Source organism: Peribacillus sp. S4, assembly GCF_046715815.1.
GTDB classification, from domain to species: domain Bacteria; phylum Bacillota; class Bacilli; order Bacillales; family DSM-1321; genus Peribacillus; species Peribacillus frigoritolerans.
In genome coordinates this window covers 420,961-446,067 of the sequence record NZ_CP175708.1, presented here as the reverse complement: position 1 = coordinate 446,067, position 25,107 = coordinate 420,961, and the positions used below count along the sequence as shown (strand labels likewise).

The following is a 25,107-nucleotide window of genomic DNA, read 5'->3' as shown; positions in this document are numbered from 1 at the left end:
AACAAGGGATCTCACGCCCTGCATTTCTTAGCTCCGAGGTTTTTTTAATCATTTAACAAGATGCACATCGAGTATGAAAAAACCTCTATTTGGAGAGCAATCTCCAGAGTGGAATCATTTTATTCTGCAAACAATTGCTCTTTGATGAAATCAACAGGCATTTGTTGGCCTGTCCATAATTCAAAGGCTAGTGCACCTTGCCAAAGCATCATCCCAAGACCATTAATAGCTGTAGCACCTACAGCTTCAGCTTGTTCCATTAGTTTAGATTTTCGTGGGATGTAAACAACATCGGTTACGATTAAATCTGGACGCAGCATTGATTCGTCTTGAATGACACTTAAGCCTTCAAGTGGTTTCATGCCAACGCCGGTTCCATTTGCCAAAATATCACTAGTTGCGATTTCAGCCTTTAATTGTTCAACATTTTCAAGAGGGTATACATTGGCTTTCACATTTAAATGCTTCATATCCTCATTGATGATTCGTGCATTCTCTTCTGCTTGCGGGAAGAATGCATCATCACGAGCAAAAATGCTGATTTCCGCCACACCTTCCAGCGCAGATTGAATGGCAATTGGAGTAGCAGCCCCACCAGAACCGATAAGAGTCATTTTCTTGCCTTTAATATCAATACCATTTTCTTTTAGGTTCCGGGTATATCCCATTCCATCAGTGCTGTGCCCTACGAACTTTCCATCGACATTGACAACAGTATTAACGGCTCCTGAAAATTTAGCACTGTCCGCCAATTCATCAAGATATGGAAGGATCTTCATTTTATTAGGCATGGATACGTTAAATCCTTTTACATTTAATGCACGCATCCCTTTGACTGCATCTTCAAGCTCTTCATTTCCAACCTCAAATGCTAAATAGGCGCAATTCAAGCCTAATTTATCGAAAGCTAAATTATGCATGGCAGGTGATAATGAATGTCCGATAGGTGTTGCAAGCAATCCTACTAATTCTGTTTTCCCATTAATTCGTCCTAGATTTTCCATGTTCTATTCCCCCTGATTTTTTAAACTTTATATAAATTCCTTCTTGGAAGGATTTATGAGTTAAATATTTTGATCAATGATTTCCAATACATTTCTTAATTGAGCAACAGGAATTTGCCCTGGTGCAGATGCTTCTTTTCCGGCACCGAATGTACAAGCAGATCCAAACACCGCACCTGATAATCGACTGACCAGGCCTGTACCCGACATTGACATCGTAATGAATGGGCGATCGGCATACTCTGTTTTCATTGTGTAAGTTGCATCTAATAATACGAGTAAGTCACCAATTGTTTGGGGCATTACAGCGATTTTGGGAATATGGGCGCCAAATTCCTGCATCTTACGCAATCGGTAAATGATTTCTTCTTTTGCTGGTGTCTTATCGAAATCATGGTTACACATCACTACGTATACGCCATTTTCCTCAGCTACCTTCACAGTCTCCTTCACTGGTGATTCCTCAAAAAACAACTCCACATCGACAAGATCAATATTCTTCGTTTTAATTGCTGTATGAAGAAGTTCGAAATAATAATCATCGCTGATTTGCTTGTTTCCGCCTTCTTTATGGCTTCTAAAAGTGAAAAGCAGCAAAGTACTAGGAACAGCACTTCTAAGTTTTGAAATCATATCCGAAACGGCTTCTAAGCTTTCGACTTGTTCAAAGACATCTACTCGCCATTCAATGATATCCGGCCGTAGCGCATTTACCGTTTCAACCTCTTTAAGCAGTTCTTCTTCCGTTGTCCCCATTAGTGGAACGATGATTTTTGGAACCCCTTCTCCGATCGTTACGTCTTTGATCGTGATTGTTTGCATGATGTTTCCCCCTTTTATCAATATCATCATTAGGGTTCATGCCCCACTGATGTTCGGTTAGACCGTTTAATTGGAAACTTTAATTACCCTCTTGTATCGATAGGCAACGAAAACTGCCAACAAAATACTAATTGCCGCAATTGCCACATCAAACAAGAAGACCGCAGTTAACCCAGCATTCTTGGAAATGATACCTGTAATGAAAGGTATGATGATGAAGGCTGAACTACCTGCAATGTTTACATATGAAGTGATTGTACCTTTATTGGCAGGAAAGAATTCTGTGATTATTGTCATGGCTAATTGGAATACCCCTGCAGTTGAAAGCCCTATGAAGAAAGCGCTCAAAACGGTTATAAATGGTTGCTGGATGTAGATGAGTGACAATAAAGATAATGCTGCAATGACCGGATAGATAATCATGACGGTAATGGGCTTAATTACTTTATTCAATAGAACAGCTAGTAAAATGACAGAAATAAGGGAGCCAATACTATAGTAACTAAGCAATTGAACAGCCTTAGCTTGGGTTAGCCCCAATACATCTTGTCCGAAGTTCGGAAGCCAGACTTGAACCAACATGAATAAAGCGGTTGATGTGAAGCCTAATAGGATGACGGCCAAACCTTCCTGAGCAAACTTCGGTTTTGAGAGGAATTGCTGTTGAACCGGCACAGCTTGTTCATCATTCCGAGTTTGGCTTTGGGCTTTATGATCCGGGAATGAAACCTTAAGCAGGAAAAACCCATTAACAAGATATACAGCAGCCATTAAAAAGAATGTATACCCGTAAAACATATCTCTAGCTATAAAGAATGCCATGATAAATGGAAGAAGTGCGGCACCGATTGAAACGAACGCTTTTACTAATACGGTAGCGGAACCAGCTTTCTTTTGAAAAGCCTCAATAAGTGCTGGATACGTACCTGCATCCAAAAATGAATTGGCAATACCAGCACATACAGCAAATATAAATGCCAATGTATAGTTTGGAGCCAAAGGTATGCCTATAAGGAAGATCAGGTAGATAAAAGATGCTGAAACAACAAATGGTTTCCTTCCTAATTTATCCGACAGTCTACCGGCGAAAAATAAAGAAACTAACTTACCGATTCCTATGGCAGAGACCAAGTAACTTATCCCTGAGGCACTTGTATTTAATTGATTTGACAAATTTTCCATATTTGATCCAATGATAATATTGATCATGCCTAAAATAAAATAGCTAATATATAAACCTGTGGCCATTTTTATAAATGGATTTTTCATGAAACACACCCCTATTTAAAAAGTTATCGAAATGCAATTTGATTCTTAAGTCTTTCAGATGTTGCCCCCTTGCCCCATACCATAAATTCAAGAAAAATAATTACGTACTAAATAAAACAATAAACATCATAGACTAACCGGCTAGTTAGTACATCGTTCTACTAACTTTGCATTACTAGTATATCGTTCTACTAATCGTGCTTGTTGTTAGTATATCGTTCTACTAAATGCAAGCGATTAGAAAAGTATTGAAAAAACATTTATGCTACCGTAAATTAGTTAAATTTATTTAGTATATCGTTCTACTGGATTATTATACTGCGCTAATTTAATTGTGTCAAACTCATGAAGCAGTCCTTAATGACCATAGAGCAATTCCCCATACTCATTATTTTTAAATTCCGAAGGGTCTCATTTTGGATCTCATTTACCTTAAAGTTCAGCCCTGCCTTGTATTCGTTAGTGTTCATACAAGTTGGTAGAATACCTTTTATTTGCAGAGGCACCAATTATTTTATCCTTTATGAGGGCTTCCTTCTATTTTGATATTCCCCACATTTTTAGTTACCAGTTTCTGAATTAATTTCTTTTTAGCTAAAATATATGTACTGCTGCTTATTTATATCAATTATCCAGTTATTTGCAATTCATTTTAATAACCCATTGTTTAAGCAGGCAGTACTAATATCTCGCTTATATCCTAAGTTACGATAGTCGAAACGGTTTAAATTTAAAAGGATGAACAATTTTCGATTTCAGCCCCTTTCAATGGTGATGTAACAGCTTCTATATATATAACAGGGCTCCATAATTTGTTCTTAACGCAAAAAAAGACCGGCCCGATGGGCTGATCTTTTCAAATGGCTTGGCGGCGTCCTACTCTCACAGGGGGAAACCCCCAACTACCATTGGCGCTGAAGAGCTTAACTGCCGTGTTCGGAATGGGAACGGGTGTGACCTCTTCGCTATCGCCACCAAACATAAAAGGAACGTTGTTCCTTCAAAACTAGATAATAAGAAGGTATTTCATTTTTTAAAAAGCGTTGGTTAAGTCCTCGATCTATTAGTATCAGTCAGCTCCACATGTCACCATGCTTCCACCTCTGACCTATCAACCTGATCATCTTTCAGGGATCTTACTAGCTTGCGCCATGGGAAATCTCATCTTGAGGGGGGCTTCATGCTTAGATGCTTTCAGCACTTATCCCGTCCGCACGTAGCTACCCAGCTATGCCTTTGGCAAGACAACTGGTACACCAGCGGTGCGTCCATCCCGGTCCTCTCGTACTAAGGACAGCTCCTCTCAAATTTCCTGCGCCCGCGACGGATAGGGACCGAACTGTCTCACGACGTTCTGAACCCAGCTCGCGTACCGCTTTAATGGGCGAACAGCCCAACCCTTGGGACCGACTACAGCCCCAGGATGCGATGAGCCGACATCGAGGTGCCAAACCTCCCCGTCGATGTGGACTCTTGGGGGAGATAAGCCTGTTATCCCCGGGGTAGCTTTTATCCGTTGAGCGATGGCCCTTCCATGCGGAACCACCGGATCACTAAGCCCGACTTTCGTCCCTGCTCGACTTGTAGGTCTCGCAGTCAAGCTCCCTTGTGCCTTTACACTCTACGAATGATTTCCAACCATTCTGAGGGAACCTTTGGGCGCCTCCGTTACTCTTTAGGAGGCGACCGCCCCAGTCAAACTGCCCACCTGACACTGTCTCCCACCCCGATAAGGGGCGCGGGTTAGAATTTCAATACAGCCAGGGTAGTATCCCACCAACGCCTCCACCGAAGCTGGCGCTCCGGCTTCTCAGGCTCCTACCTATCCTGTACAAGCTGTACCAAAATTCAATATCAGGCTGCAGTAAAGCTCCACGGGGTCTTTCCGTCCTGTCGCGGGTAACCTGCATCTTCACAGGTACTATAATTTCACCGAGTCTCTCGTTGAGACAGTGCCCAGATCGTTACACCTTTCGTGCGGGTCGGAACTTACCCGACAAGGAATTTCGCTACCTTAGGACCGTTATAGTTACGGCCGCCGTTTACTGGGGCTTCGGTTCAAAGCTTCGCTTGCGCTAACCTCTCCCCTTAACCTTCCAGCACCGGGCAGGTGTCAGCCCCTATACTTCGCCTTGCGGCTTCGCAGAGACCTGTGTTTTTGCTAAACAGTCGCCTGGGCCTATTCACTGCGGCTTTTCTGGGCTATTCACCCTAAAAAGCACCCCTTCTCCCGAAGTTACGGGGTCATTTTGCCGAGTTCCTTAACGAGAGTTCTCTCGCACACCTTAGGATTCTCTCCTCGCCTACCTGTGTCGGTTTGCGGTACGGGCACCTTACATCTCACTAGAGGCTTTTCTTGGCAGCGTGGAATCAGGAACTTCGGTACTATATTTCCCTCGCCATCACAGCTCCGCCTTAATGGAAACGGGATTTGCCTCGTTTCCGGCCTAACTGCTTGGACGCGCATATCCAACAGCGCGCTTACCCTATCCTTCTGCGTCCCCCCATCGTTCAAACGATGTATAGGTGGTACAGGAATATCAACCTGTTGTCCATCGCCTACGCCTTTCGGCCTCGGCTTAGGTCCCGACTAACCCTGAGCGGACGAGCCTTCCTCAGGAAACCTTAGGCATTCGGTGGAAGGGATTCTCACCCTTCTTTCGCTACTCATACCGGCATTCTCACTTCTAAGCGCTCCACCAGTCCTTCCGGTCTGACTTCAACGCCCTTAGAACGCTCTCCTACCATCGACACCATACGGTGTCAATCCACAGCTTCGGTGATACGTTTAGCCCCGGTACATTTTCGGCGCGGAGTCACTCGACCAGTGAGCTATTACGCACTCTTTAAATGGTGGCTGCTTCTAAGCCAACATCCTGGTTGTCTAAGCAACTCCACATCCTTTTCCACTTAACGTATACTTTGGGACCTTAGCTGGTGGTCTGGGCTGTTTCCCTTTCGACTACGGATCTTATCACTCGCAGTCTGACTCCCAAGAATAAGTATTTGGCATTCGGAGTTTGACTGAATTCGGTAACCCGTTGGGGGCCCCTAGTCCAATCAGTGCTCTACCTCCAATACTCTCATCTTGAGGCTAGCCCTAAAGCTATTTCGGAGAGAACCAGCTATCTCCAGGTTCGATTGGAATTTCTCCGCTACCCACACCTCATCCCCGCACTTTTCAACGTGCGTGGGTTCGGGCCTCCATTCAGTGTTACCTGAACTTCACCCTGGACATGGGTAGATCACCTGGTTTCGGGTCTACGACCTCATACTCATTCGCCCTATTCAGACTCGCTTTCGCTGCGGCTCCGTCTCATCAACTTAACCTCGCATGAAATCGTAACTCGCCGGTTCATTCTACAAAAGGCACGCCATTACCCATTAACGGGCTTTGACTACTTGTAGGCACACGGTTTCAGGATCTATTTCACTCCCCTTCCGGGGTGCTTTTCACCTTTCCCTCACGGTACTGGTTCACTATCGGTCACTAGGGAGTATTTAGCCTTGGGAGATGGTCCTCCCTGCTTCCGACGGGATTTCTCGTGTCCCGCCGTACTCAGGATCCACTCAGGAGGGAACGAAGTTTCAACTACAGGGTTTTTACCTTCTTCGACGGACCTTTCCAGGTCGCTTCATTTACCCCGTTCCTTTGTAACTCCATGTTGAGTGTCCTACAACCCCAAGAGGCAAGCCTCTTGGTTTGGGCTAATTCCGTTTCGCTCGCCGCTACTCAGGAAATCGCGTTTGCTTTCTCTTCCTCCGGGTACTTAGATGTTTCAGTTCCCCGGGTCTGCCTTCAGTACCCTATGTATTCAGGTAAAGATACTGTTCCATTACGAACAGTGGGTTTCCCCATTCGGAAATCTCCGGATCAAAGCTTACTTACAGCTCCCCGAAGCATATCGGTGTTAGTCCCGTCCTTCATCGGCTCCTAGTGCCAAGGCATCCACCGTGCGCCCTTTCTAACTTAACCGTTAAAAAAGATCTTACAGATGCTTTGAAAAAAATTAATTGCCTTCTATCTATTATCTAGTTTTCAAGGAACAAAGCAGAAAGAATCCATCACATCGTGATGTTCGTCTTTCCTATTTGAATGAATTACTCATTCAAAACTGAACAAAACAAAAGCGCTCTCGTAATTATCCTTAGAAAGGAGGTGATCCAGCCGCACCTTCCGATACGGCTACCTTGTTACGACTTCACCCCAATCATCTGTCCCACCTTAGGCGGCTGGCTCCATGAAGGTTACCTCACCGACTTCGGGTGTTACAAACTCTCGTGGTGTGACGGGCGGTGTGTACAAGGCCCGGGAACGTATTCACCGCGGCATGCTGATCCGCGATTACTAGCGATTCCGGCTTCATGCAGGCGAGTTGCAGCCTGCAATCCGAACTGAGAATGGCTTTATGGGATTCGCTTACCTTCGCAGGTTTGCAGCCCTTTGTACCATCCATTGTAGCACGTGTGTAGCCCAGGTCATAAGGGGCATGATGATTTGACGTCATCCCCACCTTCCTCCGGTTTGTCACCGGCAGTCACCTTAGAGTGCCCAACTGAATGCTGGCAACTAAGATCAAGGGTTGCGCTCGTTGCGGGACTTAACCCAACATCTCACGACACGAGCTGACGACAACCATGCACCACCTGTCACTCTGTCCCCCGAAGGGGAAAGCCCTATCTCTAGGGTTGTCAGAGGATGTCAAGACCTGGTAAGGTTCTTCGCGTTGCTTCGAATTAAACCACATGCTCCACCGCTTGTGCGGGCCCCCGTCAATTCCTTTGAGTTTCAGCCTTGCGGCCGTACTCCCCAGGCGGAGTGCTTAATGCGTTAGCTGCAGCACTAAAGGGCGGAAACCCTCTAACACTTAGCACTCATCGTTTACGGCGTGGACTACCAGGGTATCTAATCCTGTTTGCTCCCCACGCTTTCGCGCCTCAGTGTCAGTTACAGACCAGAAAGTCGCCTTCGCCACTGGTGTTCCTCCAAATCTCTACGCATTTCACCGCTACACTTGGAATTCCACTTTCCTCTTCTGCACTCAAGTTCCCCAGTTTCCAATGACCCTCCACGGTTGAGCCGTGGGCTTTCACATCAGACTTAAGGAACCACCTGCGCGCGCTTTACGCCCAATAATTCCGGACAACGCTTGCCACCTACGTATTACCGCGGCTGCTGGCACGTAGTTAGCCGTGGCTTTCTGGTTAGGTACCGTCAAGGTACCAGCAGTTACTCTGGTACTTGTTCTTCCCTAACAACAGAACTTTACGACCCGAAGGCCTTCTTCGTTCACGCGGCGTTGCTCCGTCAGACTTTCGTCCATTGCGGAAGATTCCCTACTGCTGCCTCCCGTAGGAGTCTGGGCCGTGTCTCAGTCCCAGTGTGGCCGATCACCCTCTCAGGTCGGCTACGCATCGTCGCCTTGGTGAGCCATTACCTCACCAACTAGCTAATGCGCCGCGGGCCCATCTATAAGTGACAGCGTAAACCGTCTTTCCATCTTCTCTCATGCGAGAAAAGAACGTATCCGGTATTAGCTCCGGTTTCCCGAAGTTATCCCAGTCTTATAGGCAGGTTGCCCACGTGTTACTCACCCGTCCGCCGCTAATCTCAGGGAGCAAGCTCCCGTCGATTCGCTCGACTTGCATGTATTAGGCACGCCGCCAGCGTTCGTCCTGAGCCAGGATCAAACTCTCCGAAGAAATGTTTGACTTGCTCATTTGCTTTTTTGATAGTGTGTGCTCACTTAAAATTTAACGTTGGCGCTTTGTTTTGTTCAGTTTTCAAAGAGCAATTTCCACAATCGTTCTTTCGAACGGCTGTTTATTCATCATAACATCTTATTGATTAGTTGTCAACTTCTACGAAGTTTTTAACTTATTTTAAATCGCTGTGTTTTTCAGCGACCATTTCATCTTATCATTTTCACAGTAAGAAGTCAATAGTTATTATTTCTTTCAGCAATCAGCCAAAAGCGATGATGTTTTTGCGTTTGTCTTAGTTGGTGCTTATTTATATTAATCCTTTCCCACCATTAAGTCAACACATTTCACAATAAATAATTCTTTTTCTTAAAGTTAGGTGAAGAATGCTTCAAGATCCTTTTTACTAGTTGGACAGATCTGAAGCTACCCCTGTATTTTTTTGCGCTGTTTTCGCGTTGTTTTGAACAAAGGGATAGTAGGGATATAGTGAGATGAAATAGTAAGCAATCTTTTTAAGGAGTGATTAAATGGCATATGCTTATAGTCCATTTGTTATTACTGTAATATGCTTTGTTTGTTATCGGCTGATTAAAAAGAAATCAGCACCTTCAAATAGATACACACCTTATGATGACATCACAAAGGAAAATAAAGATGACATATAAAACCGTTACAGGATACTACAAATCATCATATACAATATGAAGAGAAATCAAATAACGACAAGACCATTTAAACAGCCTTTAATTATGTGTGCAAGAAAGCGACACTGTATGCGAAAAAAGATGGCTGTTTCCATGACCTTATGAACACAAAAAAAGACCAGCCGATGGCTGATCTTTTTAAATGGCTTGGCGGCGTCCTACTCTCACAGGGGGAAACCCCCAACTACCATTGGCGCTGAAGAGCTTAACTGCCGTGTTCGGAATGGGAACGGGTGTGACCTCTTCGCTATCGCCACCAAACATAAAAGGAACGTTGTTCCTTCAAAACTAGATAATAAGAAGGTATTTCATTTTTTAAAAAGCGTTGGTTAAGTCCTCGATCTATTAGTATCAGTCAGCTCCACATGTCACCATGCTTCCACCTCTGACCTATCAACCTGATCATCTTTCAGGGATCTTACTAGCTTGCGCCATGGGAAATCTCATCTTGAGGGGGGCTTCATGCTTAGATGCTTTCAGCACTTATCCCGTCCGCACGTAGCTACCCAGCTATGCCTTTGGCAAGACAACTGGTACACCAGCGGTGCGTCCATCCCGGTCCTCTCGTACTAAGGACAGCTCCTCTCAAATTTCCTGCGCCCGCGACGGATAGGGACCGAACTGTCTCACGACGTTCTGAACCCAGCTCGCGTACCGCTTTAATGGGCGAACAGCCCAACCCTTGGGACCGACTACAGCCCCAGGATGCGATGAGCCGACATCGAGGTGCCAAACCTCCCCGTCGATGTGGACTCTTGGGGGAGATAAGCCTGTTATCCCCGGGGTAGCTTTTATCCGTTGAGCGATGGCCCTTCCATGCGGAACCACCGGATCACTAAGCCCGACTTTCGTCCCTGCTCGACTTGTAGGTCTCGCAGTCAAGCTCCCTTGTGCCTTTACACTCTACGAATGATTTCCAACCATTCTGAGGGAACCTTTGGGCGCCTCCGTTACTCTTTAGGAGGCGACCGCCCCAGTCAAACTGCCCACCTGACACTGTCTCCCACCCCGATAAGGGGCGCGGGTTAGAATTTCAATACAGCCAGGGTAGTATCCCACCAACGCCTCCACCGAAGCTGGCGCTCCGGCTTCTCAGGCTCCTACCTATCCTGTACAAGCTGTACCAAAATTCAATATCAGGCTGCAGTAAAGCTCCACGGGGTCTTTCCGTCCTGTCGCGGGTAACCTGCATCTTCACAGGTACTATAATTTCACCGAGTCTCTCGTTGAGACAGTGCCCAGATCGTTACACCTTTCGTGCGGGTCGGAACTTACCCGACAAGGAATTTCGCTACCTTAGGACCGTTATAGTTACGGCCGCCGTTTACTGGGGCTTCGGTTCAAAGCTTCGCTTGCGCTAACCTCTCCCCTTAACCTTCCAGCACCGGGCAGGTGTCAGCCCCTATACTTCGCCTTGCGGCTTCGCAGAGACCTGTGTTTTTGCTAAACAGTCGCCTGGGCCTATTCACTGCGGCTTTTCTGGGCTATTCACCCTAAAAAGCACCCCTTCTCCCGAAGTTACGGGGTCATTTTGCCGAGTTCCTTAACGAGAGTTCTCTCGCACACCTTAGGATTCTCTCCTCGCCTACCTGTGTCGGTTTGCGGTACGGGCACCTTACATCTCACTAGAGGCTTTTCTTGGCAGCGTGGAATCAGGAACTTCGGTACTATATTTCCCTCGCCATCACAGCTCCGCCTTAATGGAAACGGGATTTGCCTCGTTTCCGGCCTAACTGCTTGGACGCGCATATCCAACAGCGCGCTTACCCTATCCTTCTGCGTCCCCCCATCGTTCAAACGATGTATAGGTGGTACAGGAATATCAACCTGTTGTCCATCGCCTACGCCTTTCGGCCTCGGCTTAGGTCCCGACTAACCCTGAGCGGACGAGCCTTCCTCAGGAAACCTTAGGCATTCGGTGGAAGGGATTCTCACCCTTCTTTCGCTACTCATACCGGCATTCTCACTTCTAAGCGCTCCACCAGTCCTTCCGGTCTGACTTCAACGCCCTTAGAACGCTCTCCTACCATCGACACCATACGGTGTCAATCCACAGCTTCGGTGATACGTTTAGCCCCGGTACATTTTCGGCGCGGAGTCACTCGACCAGTGAGCTATTACGCACTCTTTAAATGGTGGCTGCTTCTAAGCCAACATCCTGGTTGTCTAAGCAACTCCACATCCTTTTCCACTTAACGTATACTTTGGGACCTTAGCTGGTGGTCTGGGCTGTTTCCCTTTCGACTACGGATCTTATCACTCGCAGTCTGACTCCCAAGAATAAGTATTTGGCATTCGGAGTTTGACTGAATTCGGTAACCCGTTGGGGGCCCCTAGTCCAATCAGTGCTCTACCTCCAATACTCTCATCTTGAGGCTAGCCCTAAAGCTATTTCGGAGAGAACCAGCTATCTCCAGGTTCGATTGGAATTTCTCCGCTACCCACACCTCATCCCCGCACTTTTCAACGTGCGTGGGTTCGGGCCTCCATTCAGTGTTACCTGAACTTCACCCTGGACATGGGTAGATCACCTGGTTTCGGGTCTACGACCTCATACTCATTCGCCCTATTCAGACTCGCTTTCGCTGCGGCTCCGTCTCATCAACTTAACCTCGCATGAAATCGTAACTCGCCGGTTCATTCTACAAAAGGCACGCCATTACCCATTAACGGGCTTTGACTACTTGTAGGCACACGGTTTCAGGATCTATTTCACTCCCCTTCCGGGGTGCTTTTCACCTTTCCCTCACGGTACTGGTTCACTATCGGTCACTAGGGAGTATTTAGCCTTGGGAGATGGTCCTCCCTGCTTCCGACGGGATTTCTCGTGTCCCGCCGTACTCAGGATCCACTCAGGAGGGAACGAAGTTTCAACTACAGGGTTTTTACCTTCTTCGACGGACCTTTCCAGGTCGCTTCATTTACCCCGTTCCTTTGTAACTCCATGTTGAGTGTCCTACAACCCCAAGAGGCAAGCCTCTTGGTTTGGGCTAATTCCGTTTCGCTCGCCGCTACTCAGGAAATCGCGTTTGCTTTCTCTTCCTCCGGGTACTTAGATGTTTCAGTTCCCCGGGTCTGCCTTCAGTACCCTATGTATTCAGGTAAAGATACTGTTCCATTACGAACAGTGGGTTTCCCCATTCGGAAATCTCCGGATCAAAGCTTACTTACAGCTCCCCGAAGCATATCGGTGTTAGTCCCGTCCTTCATCGGCTCCTAGTGCCAAGGCATCCACCGTGCGCCCTTTCTAACTTAACCGTTAAAAAAGATCTTACAGATGCTTTGAAAAAAATTAATTGCCTTCTATCTATTATCTAGTTTTCAAGGAACAAAGCAGAAAGAATCCATCACATCGTGATGTTTGTCTTTCCTATTTGAATGAATTACTCATTCAAAACTGAACAAAACAAAAGCGCTCTCGTAATTATCCTTAGAAAGGAGGTGATCCAGCCGCACCTTCCGATACGGCTACCTTGTTACGACTTCACCCCAATCATCTGTCCCACCTTAGGCGGCTGGCTCCATGAAGGTTACCTCACCGACTTCGGGTGTTACAAACTCTCGTGGTGTGACGGGCGGTGTGTACAAGGCCCGGGAACGTATTCACCGCGGCATGCTGATCCGCGATTACTAGCGATTCCGGCTTCATGCAGGCGAGTTGCAGCCTGCAATCCGAACTGAGAATGGCTTTATGGGATTCGCTTACCTTCGCAGGTTTGCAGCCCTTTGTACCATCCATTGTAGCACGTGTGTAGCCCAGGTCATAAGGGGCATGATGATTTGACGTCATCCCCACCTTCCTCCGGTTTGTCACCGGCAGTCACCTTAGAGTGCCCAACTGAATGCTGGCAACTAAGATCAAGGGTTGCGCTCGTTGCGGGACTTAACCCAACATCTCACGACACGAGCTGACGACAACCATGCACCACCTGTCACTCTGTCCCCCGAAGGGGAAAGCCCTATCTCTAGGGTTGTCAGAGGATGTCAAGACCTGGTAAGGTTCTTCGCGTTGCTTCGAATTAAACCACATGCTCCACCGCTTGTGCGGGCCCCCGTCAATTCCTTTGAGTTTCAGCCTTGCGGCCGTACTCCCCAGGCGGAGTGCTTAATGCGTTAGCTGCAGCACTAAAGGGCGGAAACCCTCTAACACTTAGCACTCATCGTTTACGGCGTGGACTACCAGGGTATCTAATCCTGTTTGCTCCCCACGCTTTCGCGCCTCAGTGTCAGTTACAGACCAGAAAGTCGCCTTCGCCACTGGTGTTCCTCCAAATCTCTACGCATTTCACCGCTACACTTGGAATTCCACTTTCCTCTTCTGCACTCAAGTTCCCCAGTTTCCAATGACCCTCCACGGTTGAGCCGTGGGCTTTCACATCAGACTTAAGGAACCACCTGCGCGCGCTTTACGCCCAATAATTCCGGACAACGCTTGCCACCTACGTATTACCGCGGCTGCTGGCACGTAGTTAGCCGTGGCTTTCTGGTTAGGTACCGTCAAGGTACCAGCAGTTACTCTGGTACTTGTTCTTCCCTAACAACAGAACTTTACGACCCGAAGGCCTTCTTCGTTCACGCGGCGTTGCTCCGTCAGACTTTCGTCCATTGCGGAAGATTCCCTACTGCTGCCTCCCGTAGGAGTCTGGGCCGTGTCTCAGTCCCAGTGTGGCCGATCACCCTCTCAGGTCGGCTACGCATCGTCGCCTTGGTGAGCCATTACCTCACCAACTAGCTAATGCGCCGCGGGCCCATCTATAAGTGACAGCGTAAACCGTCTTTCCATCTTCTCTCATGCGAGAAAAGAACGTATCCGGTATTAGCTCCGGTTTCCCGAAGTTATCCCAGTCTTATAGGCAGGTTGCCCACGTGTTACTCACCCGTCCGCCGCTAATCTCAGGGAGCAAGCTCCCGTCGATTCGCTCGACTTGCATGTATTAGGCACGCCGCCAGCGTTCGTCCTGAGCCAGGATCAAACTCTCCGAAGAAATGTTTGACTTGCTCATTTGCTTTTTTGATAGTGTGTGCTCACTTAAAATTTAACGTTGGCGCTTTGTTTTGTTCAGTTTTCAAAGAGCAATATTTTCCATCGCTTCGTTTAGCGACTTTATTAGTATAACACCCTCCAAACACAAAGTCAACAACAAGTTATCATTCACTTGTTTGTCTTGTTTGTCTCAAGCGGTGTATTTAATATATTAGCACTTGCATATAGATAAGTCAATTTAATCTTTTAAAATTAACTTCTTTTTTTCACTGAACCACTTTCTTTCTATAGAAGTCGGTCCATGCCAAAAAATCATCAAAAAAAACAGGAGGGCAGCTGATTATAGCCACCCTCCCGTTATTTATTAATGATTATTTATTGATGGAGATTACGTCCTCTTCTTCCCTATCTACATTTCCGGCCTTTTCAATCTTGACGCTTTCACCTTCGGAAAGGTTAGTAAAGACGATTGGCGTAATGATAGAGCTAGCATTGTTTTTGACATACTCTATATCAACTTTAAGCAATGGCTGCCCGCTTGTCACTTTATCTCCTTGAGCGACAAGCGCTTCGAAACCTTTGCCTTCCAACTTAACTGTATCGATCCCGACATGAATCAAGATTTCACGTCCAGCTTCGGAAACGATACCTATTGCATGTTTAGTCGGGAATAAATTAACGATCGTACCGTCCACAGGAGAAACAACCAACCCTTCCTCAGGTACAATTGCAAATCCATCGCCCATCATTTTTTCAGCAAAAACTGCATCAGGCACTTCCGTGATCGGTTTTAATTCCCCTTTAATAGGAGAAACAAAGCGCTCGGAAACTTCATCCGTCCGTAAAGGTTTCGGGACGACATCCTCGATTTGCTTTTCCACACCTACTTCAGGAGACGTTTCTACTTTACGAGGCCGTTTTCCATCAATGATATCTTTCATTTGCCCCTTGATCGTTTCTGAACGAGGTCCGAAGATAGCCTGGATGTTATTGCCCACTTCCAGAACTCCAGCGGCACCAAGTTTCTTCAGCCTATTTTTATCAACGTTACCGATGTCATTGACCGATACACGAAGACGGGTAATGCAAGCATCCAAGTGAGAAATATTTTCTTTTCCGCCCATGGCATCCAAAATATCCCCAGGAAGACTTCCAGCTGTACTTGCAGATCCTTCGGCTTCCTCATCCTCTTCCACTTCACGACCAGGAGTTTTAAGGTTAAACTTCCTTATCGCAAATCGGAATCCAAAGTAATAGATAACCGCAAGGACTAAACCAACCGGAATAACAATCCATGCATTGGTTTGCGGATTGATTAAACCAAACAGTACGTAATCGATCAAACCACCCGAGAACGTCATCCCGATTTTCACGTCCAGTAAATGCATGGTCATGAATGATAGACCGGCAAACAGACAGTGAATCCCGAATAGTATCGGTGCAACAAATAAGAATGCAAATTCAAGTGGCTCAGTAATCCCAGTCAAGAATGATGTAAGTGCTGCAGAAGCCATCAATCCCCCGACTATTTTCTTTCTTTCCGGTCTTGCTTCATGATAAATGGCCAAAGCTGCAGCTGGTAACCCGAACATCATGAATGGATATTTACCAGTCATGAAGGTACCGGCCGTTAAATTCTGTACGCCATCTTTAATTTGTGCCATGAAGATGGCCTGGTCTCCTCTGACTGGCGTTCCCCCTCCTTGAGGGATATAGCTGCCAAATTCGAACCAGAATGGAGAATAGAAGATATGGTGCAATCCAAAAGGAATTAGCGCACGTTCTACAACCCCAAACACGAAAGCTCCAAGTGTCAGGTTAGCACCCAACATATTTTCGGAAAATGAATTTAACCCCGATTGAATCGTCGGCCAAATCAAAATCATTAACAACCCAAGAATAACTGCGCTTGCAGCTGTTACAATGGGTACAAAACGTTTACCTGCAAAGAATCCTAAATAAGAAGGCAGTTCAATTTCATAAAACTTATTATACATAACAGCAGCCATGACACCGACGATAATACCGCCGAACACACCTGTTCCCAACGTCGGGATTCCCAGAACATTGGTATACACCGCACTATTGTTCTCAATGTCGGCAGCGTCAATGCCAAGAACAGTTCCCATCGTTACATTCATAATCAAGAAACCGATAATCGCCGCAAGGCCGGCAACACCATCTCCACCAGCTAACCCAATTGCGACCCCCACAGCAAACAACAAGGGAAGATTCCCAAAAATAATATTTCCGGCATTCTCCATTACCGATGCGACCATTTCCACTCCGCCACTCGCAAGAAACGGGGCGATATCCAATAAAGTTTCGTTTTGCAATGCATTACCAAACGCAAGCAAAATTCCGGCCGCTGGTAAAATGGCTACAGGAAGCATCAAAGCTTTACCGATTTTTTGCAAAACGCCAAACAACTTCTTAAACATAGGTTTTCCTCCTCTTTACTGTTTTTCCATGCTAATAAAACGGTTACATTTACGATGGTATTCATCTTCCCACGCATCAGAATTCAAATACAAAAAAGGCATAAGCAAAGATAGGATTGAAATGAAAATTCAGGTATATAATACCCTCTTTCATAACAATCATTCTCCTCACTTATGCCTGATCGAATCAGTAACACGTAAGTTAATGTATGTTTATTTAATTTTCTTTTGTAATCGTTGGATATGCATCGTTAGATAGACAGCTTCCGCATCACAAACCGGTTTGCCTAATTTCTGCTGCATAATTTTTATTAGCTTCCAAGAGATATTGTAACACAAAGGATATTCTTCTTTCAATAGCATTGCTATTTTTTCAGGTTCCTCTACTTTTTCCCCAGCAAGCACCCTGTCTATCATGAATCTTAAATGACGGACCAAACGTGAATAGTCTATGCTATCCTTATTAATTTTCACATTGAGCTGTTCTTCAACAACTTGGATAAGGTGATAGATTAACTGCGAATGCTGATTGACTTCCGATAAGTCTTTATTTGATATTGCGCTATGAATATGAAGCGTAATAAAACCGATTTCCCCTTGGGGCAGGCCTATGCCTGTCTTATCTTGAATTAATTCTACTACATCGACAGCAATATCATGTTCAAAAGGATAAAGGGTTATCGTTTCTTTCAAGAATGGGTTTTTGATAGTCATTCCTTGTGAAACACGCTGAAGGGCGAACAATAAATGATCTGTTAAACCGACATGTATATGTTCATTTAACTTTCCAGTAACCCGGTCATTAATGAGATGAATGGATTCTATAATGGCTGCTTGAAGATTTTGATCGATTTGCGGCAAGAGTTTTTTGTAACTTTCCTGTTCCTTAACATTTTTCAGGACAAACGTTTTCTCCGCTAGTTCCGGACTCAACTCTTCGCCTTTCTTTCGGTTGAAGCCTAAGCCCTTTCCAATAGTAACGACTTCTCCATACGACGGATGCGTGGCAATCACCACATTATTGTTCAAAACCTTTTCAACGATAAAACCATTCATTTTTCTCCCTCTTTTTTTCTCAAAGTCATCCCTATGCCCCATACAGGATAAAGTACTTAATACTTAGTACTTTTACTATACACGATATGAGCTTTCTCTTACAACATGAAAGAAGAGCCCCGAAATCAGGACTCTCCTTACTTACTTGCATTATTACTTCAAGAAAATGAAATATAGCAGGAAGACGACTCCAAGCCCCCACATGATCGGATGAACCTCTTTTGCTCTTCCTTTCATCGACATAGTGATTGGATAGAAGATGAATCCGCAAGCGATACCTGTCGCAATTGAATATGTCATAGGCATCATGATGACCGTAAAGAAGGCCGGAACCGCAATTTCGAACTTTTGCCAGTCAATATTTTTAAGTGATGATGCCATTAATACTCCGACTATAACCAATGCCGGCGCAGTCACAGCAGATGTCACCACTGATAGAAGTGGGAAGAAGAAAAGGGATAGGACAAACAGCAACCCTGTCACTACAGCCGCAAATCCGCTTCGGGCACCAGCAGCAACACCCGATGTGGACTCTACATAAGATGTCGTGGTGGATGTACCAAGAATTGCACCTGAAACGATGGATAATGAATCAGCAAGCAACCCTTTACCCACTCTAGGAAGAACATTATCCTTCATCAATCCAGCTTGTTGTGCGACAGCCACCAGCGTACCGGCAGTATCAAAGAATGCTACGAACAAGAAGGTCAGTATCACGATTAACATTTGACCAGTGAAGAGATCACCGGGATTTCCAAAGGCATCGAACGCAACCCCGAATGTAGGCGCTATGCTAGGAACGGCACCGATTATTTTGTCCGGCACCGGAACTTGTCCAAAGAGCATTCCTGCAATGGCTGTAATGACCATTCCTATGAACACGCCGCTTTTGACGCCTCTCGTCATCAAAATGACGGTTACGACAATACCAAACACAGCCAATAAAGTATTTCCTGATGTCAAATCGCCCAGTCCGACAAGAACGCTGTCATCATTCGTGATGATACCAGCATTCTGAAACCCTACAAAAGTAATGAATAAACCGATACCGGCTCCAACTGCGTATTTCAATTCGACTGGAATTGCATTAATGATTTTTTCACGTATTCCCGATAAGGAAAGTAAAACGAAGATAATACCTGAAATCAATACTCCTGTTAAAGCCGTCTGCCAAGGAATTCCAAAGCCAAGCACAACGGTAAAAGCGAAGAAAGCATTCAATCCCATACCCGGCGCGAGCGAGATTGGATATCTGGCTATGAGTCCCATTAATATCGAGCCGATTGCGGCTGACAATGCGGTTGCGGCAAAAACCGCTCCGTAGTCCATTCTTAATTCATCCGGATAGTCCTCGATGCTTTGTAAAGTCAGCATTACAGGGTTTACAACCAGGATATATGCCATTGAAAGGAAAGTAGTTAGTCCACCAAGTATTTCACGGCGATAATTAGTTCCCAGCTCGTTAAACCGAAAATAATTTTTCATTATGAGTCTCCCCCATCATAAAATCGTGCCAACAGAAAATGCCCCATTCGTTTATGAACGGGGCTTGACTGCGGTCATGTAAAGAAGTGGCGGTTTATTTAAACACGCCAATCCTTCCACATCGTAGTCAAGCCGTTCACGGCAGCTTGGTAGAAACTTTTGGGCCATATCCCCAATATTATACGACAATTATGTTTTTTTATTATTATAGGTATAGTGTATCAGTCACTAAAATAATCGTCAATATACCAAACGAATATTTTTTATGTAATTTTAGGCAATGTTCGCGTTTCGCTATTTATTCCTTAATTATCATGGCTATATCTTCGCCAACATACGTAAAATGTAAGTAATCTACATAATCAAATACTATTTCAACAAAAAAATCAGTGAAGGTTAATTCCTTCACTGATTGGATGGTTTCAATCTACTATTCCCACTCGATCGTTGCAGGCGGCTTAGACGTAATGTCATAAACGACGCGGTTTACATGGTTTACTTCATTAACGATTCTCGTTGAGATGATTTCAAGTACATCCCATGGGATTCTTGCCCAATCGGATGTCATTCCGTCAATGGACGTAACCGCACGGATTCCAATTGTATAGTCATACGTACGTGCATCGCCCATTACCCCTACGCTACGAATGTTAGGAAGCACCGTAAAGTACTGCCAAATTTCGCGTTCCAAACCATTTTTTCTAATTTCTTCACGTAAAATATGGTCAGACTCACGGACGATCTCAAGTTTTTCATCTGAAATTTCGCCTAATACACGAATACCTAAACCTGGACCAGGGAATGGTTGACGCCAAACGATTTCGTCCGGAATGCCCATTTCACTTCCAAGTGCACGCACTTCATCCTTGAATAGAGTGTTCAAAGGCTCAATCAATTTAAATTGCATATCTTCCGGCAGACCGCCAACATTATGATGCGATTTAATTGTTTGTGCAGTGGCCGTACCACTTTCAATAATGTCTGTGTAAAGTGTACCCTGTGCAAGGAAATCAATTCCTTCGAGCTTCGTTGCTTCGTCATCGAATACGTAGATGAACTCGTTACCGATGATTTTCCGTTTTTGTTCCGGATCTGAAACGCCAGCAAGCTTCGATAGGAAACGTTCTTTTGCATCGACCTTGATTACGTTCATATTGAAACCTTCCCTGAATGTTTCCATTACACCTTCGGCTTCGCCTTTACGAAGTAATCCATGATCAACGAAAATACATGTCAGCTGATCGCCAATCGCTTTATGGATCAATACAGCAACAACGGATGAATCCACCCCGCCGCTCAATGCGCATAACACTTTTTTATCTCCGACCGTTTGGCGGATTTTCTCCATCTCGATTTCAATGAAGTTCTCCATTGACCAGTCACCTTTACAGCCACAAACGCCGAATACGAAATTTTTCAGAATGTCATTACCGTATACGGAATGACGGACTTCTGGATGGAATTGCACGGCATACAATTTACGTGACTCGTCACTCATAGCCGAAATTGGGCAAGACGGGTTCGTCCCGTCAATTTGGAAACCTTCAGGCGTTTCCACCACTAAATCACCATGGCTCATCCAGACGATTTGTTCTTTTGGCAGGTCGCTGAATAACTTCGACTCGTTTTGGATGGCAAGTGTCGCTTTTCCGTATTCACGGTTCTTCGCTGGTTCCACCTTACCGCCAAAATGTTTGGTCATAAGCTGCATGCCATAACAAATACCGAAAATCGGAAGACCCATTTCGAATATGCGTTCATCACAACCAAATGCATTTGCATCATAAACACTGTTCGGGCCCCCTGAGAAGATGATTCCCGTCGGGTTCATTTTCTCAATTTCTTCTACAGTAATTGTATGAGGATGAAGCTCACTGTACACACCAAATTCACGGATACGACGAGTGATCAATTGATTATATTGGCTTCCGAAATCAAGTACTACGATCATTTCCTGGTTTTTTTGCAATTCTGTTTTCCCCGGCACAAACGTCACCTCTATCAATGTAATTCACTCATAAAATCGAGTGATAATTCTTATAAAAAATATTATCATAAAAAAAGAAAAACTAAAAACCCACCCTCAAAAATACAGAAAAAGTACAGACGAAGGCAGATTTTCAGCTTTCCTGTTAAAATCCGCCTTCATAGTCAAATCATTTACGGTGATTCGGTAGAAACTTTCGATCCATATTATCGAGGATATATGAAGGATATATTAGTTTAAGTTAGTTTTTGTTATTGTATCAATATAATAAAAACCTGGTCAAGAGCTAGTTTTTCTCATTAAGCTTTCCCAACCCTTTTGAAAGTGTTTCCATTCCCCATCTTCCGCGTCTCCACGATATATCATTAACTCGTATCCAGCCGTCAATTCACTCATCTCATCTGTAGCGTAAACTGCATCCACATAGGCGGCGTACTCCCTTAAGGTTTGCCCCTCCGGCCGAACTATACCAGCCCGTTTTAATTGTTTCAATAATATTAAATAAGCTGTCGAGAAATGAGCATCGGTTTTCTTTCTATAACGAAGAATCTGCAGAAGAGGAATCCACTTCCTTCTGAGGAAATAACCGATAGAAGCAAAAATCAATCCACCTGATAATGTGATTGCAGACCATTTTAAGAACCCTACCATGTTCCCAAAACCCGTTTTCACGGAGGATTGAGTTTCCCTATCTGGTGTATCCTGGCGTTCCCTGGCCTCTTTCTTTGTTTGCTCTTCATTAGTCGGGGTTTCTTCAGGTTTCTTGATTGCTTCCTGTTTCAATTCCGAATCGTAAAATTCAACTTCCCCATTGAAACCCTTTGTCGGCTCGAAGGGAATCCAGCCTATCCCTGAAAAATAAACCTCGACCCAGGAATGTGCATTATTATTGGTCACCTTATAAACGGATTCGCCATCAAGGATTGATTTTTCCCCTTCGGTATAGCCCTTTACCCATCTTGCAGGTATATTGGCGGCCCTTAGTAATACGACCATGGCAGTTGAAAAATTATCGCAATACCCTATCTGTGTCTCGAATAAAAATTGATCGACATAATCTTGATTGCTCTCTGGATACGGAATATCGTCCTTGGAATAAATGAATTCAGCTCCGTCAAAATAATCCTCAATGGCTTTTGCTTTATCGTACCAATTCGTTTCATTGCTTGTAAGCCGGGAGGCCAATTCAAATATCCGGTTTGGCAATCCCTCTGGAAGCTGAGTGTTTTTTTCCATTAATAAATCCATGGAATCGTCGGGTTCCGTCACCTTCCTTAACTCAGCTATATCAAAACTTGGCATATCATAAACCAGTTCATACTCATTCATGGAAAGTCGTTCGCCATTACCCTGTTCGGAAATAAATTTGTCCATCTCCTGATGATATTTGAAATCCTGCCCGTTTTTGCCCTCGATCTTTTTTACATACCCGGACTGCGGATGAAGGATATGTGAATATGATTCCGTCATGGATACTTTTGCGGTCATTTCTTCAGTCCTCACCAATTCAGGAACGTCGTAAATATCTAACGTTGCCATATCCTGCCCGTTGGAAAAAGTGTGAAATTCCGTTTCCGGTATGGAAACCCACCCTTTACCGGTATAAATATTCTTGTTCTCGACTTTCCAGTAATGTCCTGCAGGAGCATTATTATAAAAAACGATGGAACTATCCGGCTCTATCGAACCGCCAAGATCCGAATCGTCTTCATCATATCCGACACTTTTACGCTTCGAATCACCGTCTTCTTTCACAGCTTTATCAGAATAGGAAGTAATATAAGGCACCGGGTCCGGCCACTGCGGGGAAAGCTTTGGGGCGGCGAAACCGACAAGGACACTTACCAATATCATGCCGGTCAGCATCAAGATCCACTTATTGATGGAAGCCATCGGAAAATTAATCCTCTCCTGTATCGTTAGCCGCAGCAGGGAAAGCAAGCCGAGCATCAAAAACCCGATGATGATGATTCTTATCATTGCACTATCCCCCGCATAAGGAGTGAATGTGTCGAGTACAGATATAAAAATCACCGTTAACATAAAAAAGAAAAAGATGCTTTGCCTCACCATCACCCAGTAATGGATCAAATATGTCACAAGCCAAAGAAGGATAAAAAATAGAAACGTTCGAAATGGATTTGTGATCAACTCCCAATTCCCATCATATATAAAACCAAGATTGCCCTTAAAATCAGCTAGAAACCCTTTCAGCCATGACAATTGGTATAAAGCCTCTTTTGAATGGAGGAACTGTAATGAAATCATTATATATCCACTAATGAGAATAAATCGGATTGACCAATGCATGCGGAAATAATGCAGCAGCAGGGAGTAGAGCAAAAATAAAATAAAAATGATGAGATTACCTGTATCGGTGAGTCTATCGACAGGCCTCAACCATTCAGTAATCAACAACAGACCAAATACATACATGAGGACGTGCATGAACTTTTCCAATTTTTCGGTAGTGACATTCATTTCGCCATCACCTCCGATCTGCCAAACTTTAGTTGATGATGTTCAAAAAAGCTAACCTTTATCCCCCTCGAAACAGCAGCAGAGCTTGACAGCCTTTCTTCATCAGTAAGATCTGCCTGTTTCTTCACGCATAACATCAATCCCTGATTAGGCCGGAAAGCACTCAATATGTCCACCTTTTCTAAGGTTAAGTCTGAAACGATGAATATCACAGCAGCGTTTGCCGGAAGAATTCCCTTTCTGAAATTTTCGTTCAATGTGTTTACAACACCCGGCTTTTCTTTAGCAAGCCGGTAAAAAATCTTTCGTTTCTGTTTATTGCCTGCTGTTGCCGGTATGATTAACCTCGAGCCCCTACTCACATACCCAACTTCCATGCCCTTCTTTAACATGGCATGGGCAAGGGAAGCCGCCATTTCAATGGATTCTTCGAATAAATCCGACGGCTTTTCATCAAGCATGATGAATACATCCCGGTTTTTCTGCACCTCGAATTCCTTCGTCATGATTTCACTCGTCCTGGCAGTCGCCTTCCAGTTAATCCAAGACAATTGATCGCCTGGCTGATATTCCCTTACACCGGAGACCACTGAATGTTCCCGTTGTGTTTTCTTTGTTGAGACCACTGCCCCCTGATTGAACACTCGATCAAGATCACTGTAGGCAAGCTCGTGATAACGAGGAAAAACGGTTATTTTCAAAGGTGAACTATATATCGCTTCTTTTTCGACCAGCCCGATAAAGTCCCCAATCCAAAAGCGGATCGATTGAAACGAATGCTCTCCCCGCTGCAAGTTTTCCAAGGTATATGACATGCTGAAGGTACGCTTGAATCCCGGAAAGATAATTATTTTCCTTTGTAGTCCCCTATCTTCCATCTCCTGAGGCAATTCCTCCTCTACCACCATAAATAATAGGGGGAGCCGGTTTTTACGCGTAAACGTCAATGCTATCTCAACGGATTCACCAGCCTGGCATTCCCTTTTATTGACCTTTCTCTCAACGGTAAAATCATGCAGCGGATAAAACAGCAGGATCAAAGCGTACACAGAAAACGGCAAAAATGAATAAAAAATGAACCAACTGACAAAACCGCCTTGAAACATTGCATAGCAAAAGGAAACGGTCATGAGTAATACAAGTCCGATCACACTCATATTTCCCCTTA

At 44.9% G+C, this 25,107-nt stretch carries 10 protein-coding genes, 6 rRNA genes and 2 riboswitches; of the genes, 1 reads left to right on the top strand and 15 read right to left on the bottom strand.

What is annotated here, in order from left to right; translation table 11 throughout:
• Nucleotides 1-119: 119 nt before the first annotated feature.
• The 6 genes from ACJ9PY_RS02160 to ACJ9PY_RS02135 form a co-directional block, all read right to left on the bottom strand.
• A complete protein-coding gene (locus tag ACJ9PY_RS02160; RefSeq protein ID WP_057277279.1) occupies nt 120-1,004 on the bottom strand; it encodes a shikimate dehydrogenase in 885 nt (294 codons plus the stop codon).
• A 60-nt stretch (nt 1,005-1,064) separates the two neighbouring features.
• The gene (gene aroD / locus ACJ9PY_RS02155) at nt 1,065-1,826 is read right to left on the bottom strand and encodes a type I 3-dehydroquinate dehydratase (protein ID WP_377333098.1); all 762 of its coding nucleotides are present in this window, start codon (nt 1,824-1,826) and stop codon (nt 1,065-1,067) included.
• A gap of 66 nt (nt 1,827-1,892) precedes the next feature.
• Nucleotides 1,893-3,095 carry an MFS transporter gene (locus ACJ9PY_RS02150; protein ID WP_411739412.1) on the bottom strand — a complete coding sequence of 401 codons (1,203 nt, stop codon included), beginning with the start codon at nt 3,093-3,095 and terminating at the stop codon, nt 1,893-1,895.
• Nucleotides 3,096-3,958: 863 nt separating this feature from the next.
• Nucleotides 3,959-4,074: ribosomal RNA gene (rrf, locus tag ACJ9PY_RS02145) — 5S ribosomal RNA — on the bottom strand.
• A gap of 64 nt (nt 4,075-4,138) precedes the next feature.
• A 23S ribosomal RNA gene (locus ACJ9PY_RS02140) occupies nt 4,139-7,071 on the bottom strand.
• Between the two features lie 176 nt (nt 7,072-7,247).
• A 16S ribosomal RNA gene (locus ACJ9PY_RS02135) occupies nt 7,248-8,798 on the bottom strand.
• 530 nt (nt 8,799-9,328) lie between these two features.
• Here ACJ9PY_RS02135 and ACJ9PY_RS02130 point away from each other — a divergent pair.
• Nucleotides 9,329-9,466, top strand: coding sequence for a DUF3951 domain-containing protein (locus ACJ9PY_RS02130; protein WP_134402069.1), 138 nt, complete (start codon nt 9,329-9,331; stop codon nt 9,464-9,466).
• 184 nt (nt 9,467-9,650) lie between these two features.
• Here the strand turns inward: ACJ9PY_RS02130 and rrf (ACJ9PY_RS02125) are convergent.
• The 9 genes from rrf (ACJ9PY_RS02125) to ACJ9PY_RS02085 all read right to left on the bottom strand — a co-directional run bounded on the left by rrf (ACJ9PY_RS02125) (nt 9,651) and on the right by ACJ9PY_RS02085 (nt 25,096).
• Nucleotides 9,651-9,766 (bottom strand): 5S ribosomal RNA (gene rrf / locus ACJ9PY_RS02125).
• A gap of 64 nt (nt 9,767-9,830) precedes the next feature.
• Nucleotides 9,831-12,763, bottom strand: a 23S ribosomal RNA gene (locus tag ACJ9PY_RS02120).
• Between the two features lie 176 nt (nt 12,764-12,939).
• Nucleotides 12,940-14,490 (bottom strand): 16S ribosomal RNA (locus ACJ9PY_RS02115).
• The 16S, 23S and 5S rRNA genes sit together here, the layout of an rRNA operon.
• Before the next feature lie 370 nt (nt 14,491-14,860).
• A complete protein-coding gene (ptsG, locus tag ACJ9PY_RS02110) occupies nt 14,861-16,930 on the bottom strand; it encodes a glucose-specific PTS transporter subunit IIBC (RefSeq protein ID WP_063574410.1) in 2,070 nt (689 codons plus the stop codon).
• Between the two features lie 213 nt (nt 16,931-17,143).
• On the bottom strand, nt 17,144-17,986 hold the full coding sequence (gene glcT, locus ACJ9PY_RS02105) for a glucose PTS transporter transcription antiterminator GlcT (protein WP_034306152.1): 843 nt from the start codon (nt 17,984-17,986) through the stop codon (nt 17,144-17,146).
• A gap of 153 nt (nt 17,987-18,139) precedes the next feature.
• Entirely contained in the window at nt 18,140-19,471 is a 1,332-nt protein-coding gene (locus ACJ9PY_RS02100; RefSeq protein WP_063574411.1) for an NCS2 family permease, read from the bottom strand.
• A 104-nt stretch (nt 19,472-19,575) separates the two neighbouring features.
• Nucleotides 19,576-19,677, bottom strand: a riboswitch (purine riboswitch).
• Nucleotides 19,678-19,901: 224 nt separating this feature from the next.
• Nucleotides 19,902-21,458, bottom strand: a complete 1,557-nt coding sequence (gene guaA, locus ACJ9PY_RS02095; protein ID WP_034306157.1) for a glutamine-hydrolyzing GMP synthase — start codon at nt 21,456-21,458, stop codon at nt 19,902-19,904.
• Nucleotides 21,459-21,599: 141 nt separating this feature from the next.
• Nucleotides 21,600-21,701: riboswitch (purine riboswitch) on the bottom strand.
• A 36-nt stretch (nt 21,702-21,737) separates the two neighbouring features.
• A complete protein-coding gene (locus tag ACJ9PY_RS02090; protein ID WP_411739411.1) occupies nt 21,738-23,939 on the bottom strand; it encodes a DUF4129 domain-containing transglutaminase family protein in 2,202 nt (733 codons plus the stop codon).
• The gene (locus ACJ9PY_RS02085) at nt 23,936-25,096 is read right to left on the bottom strand and encodes a DUF58 domain-containing protein (RefSeq protein ID WP_411739410.1); all 1,161 of its coding nucleotides are present in this window, start codon (nt 25,094-25,096) and stop codon (nt 23,936-23,938) included. Before ACJ9PY_RS02085 ends, ACJ9PY_RS02090 begins: the two co-directional genes overlap by 4 nt.
• Nucleotides 25,097-25,107 lie beyond the last annotated feature (11 nt).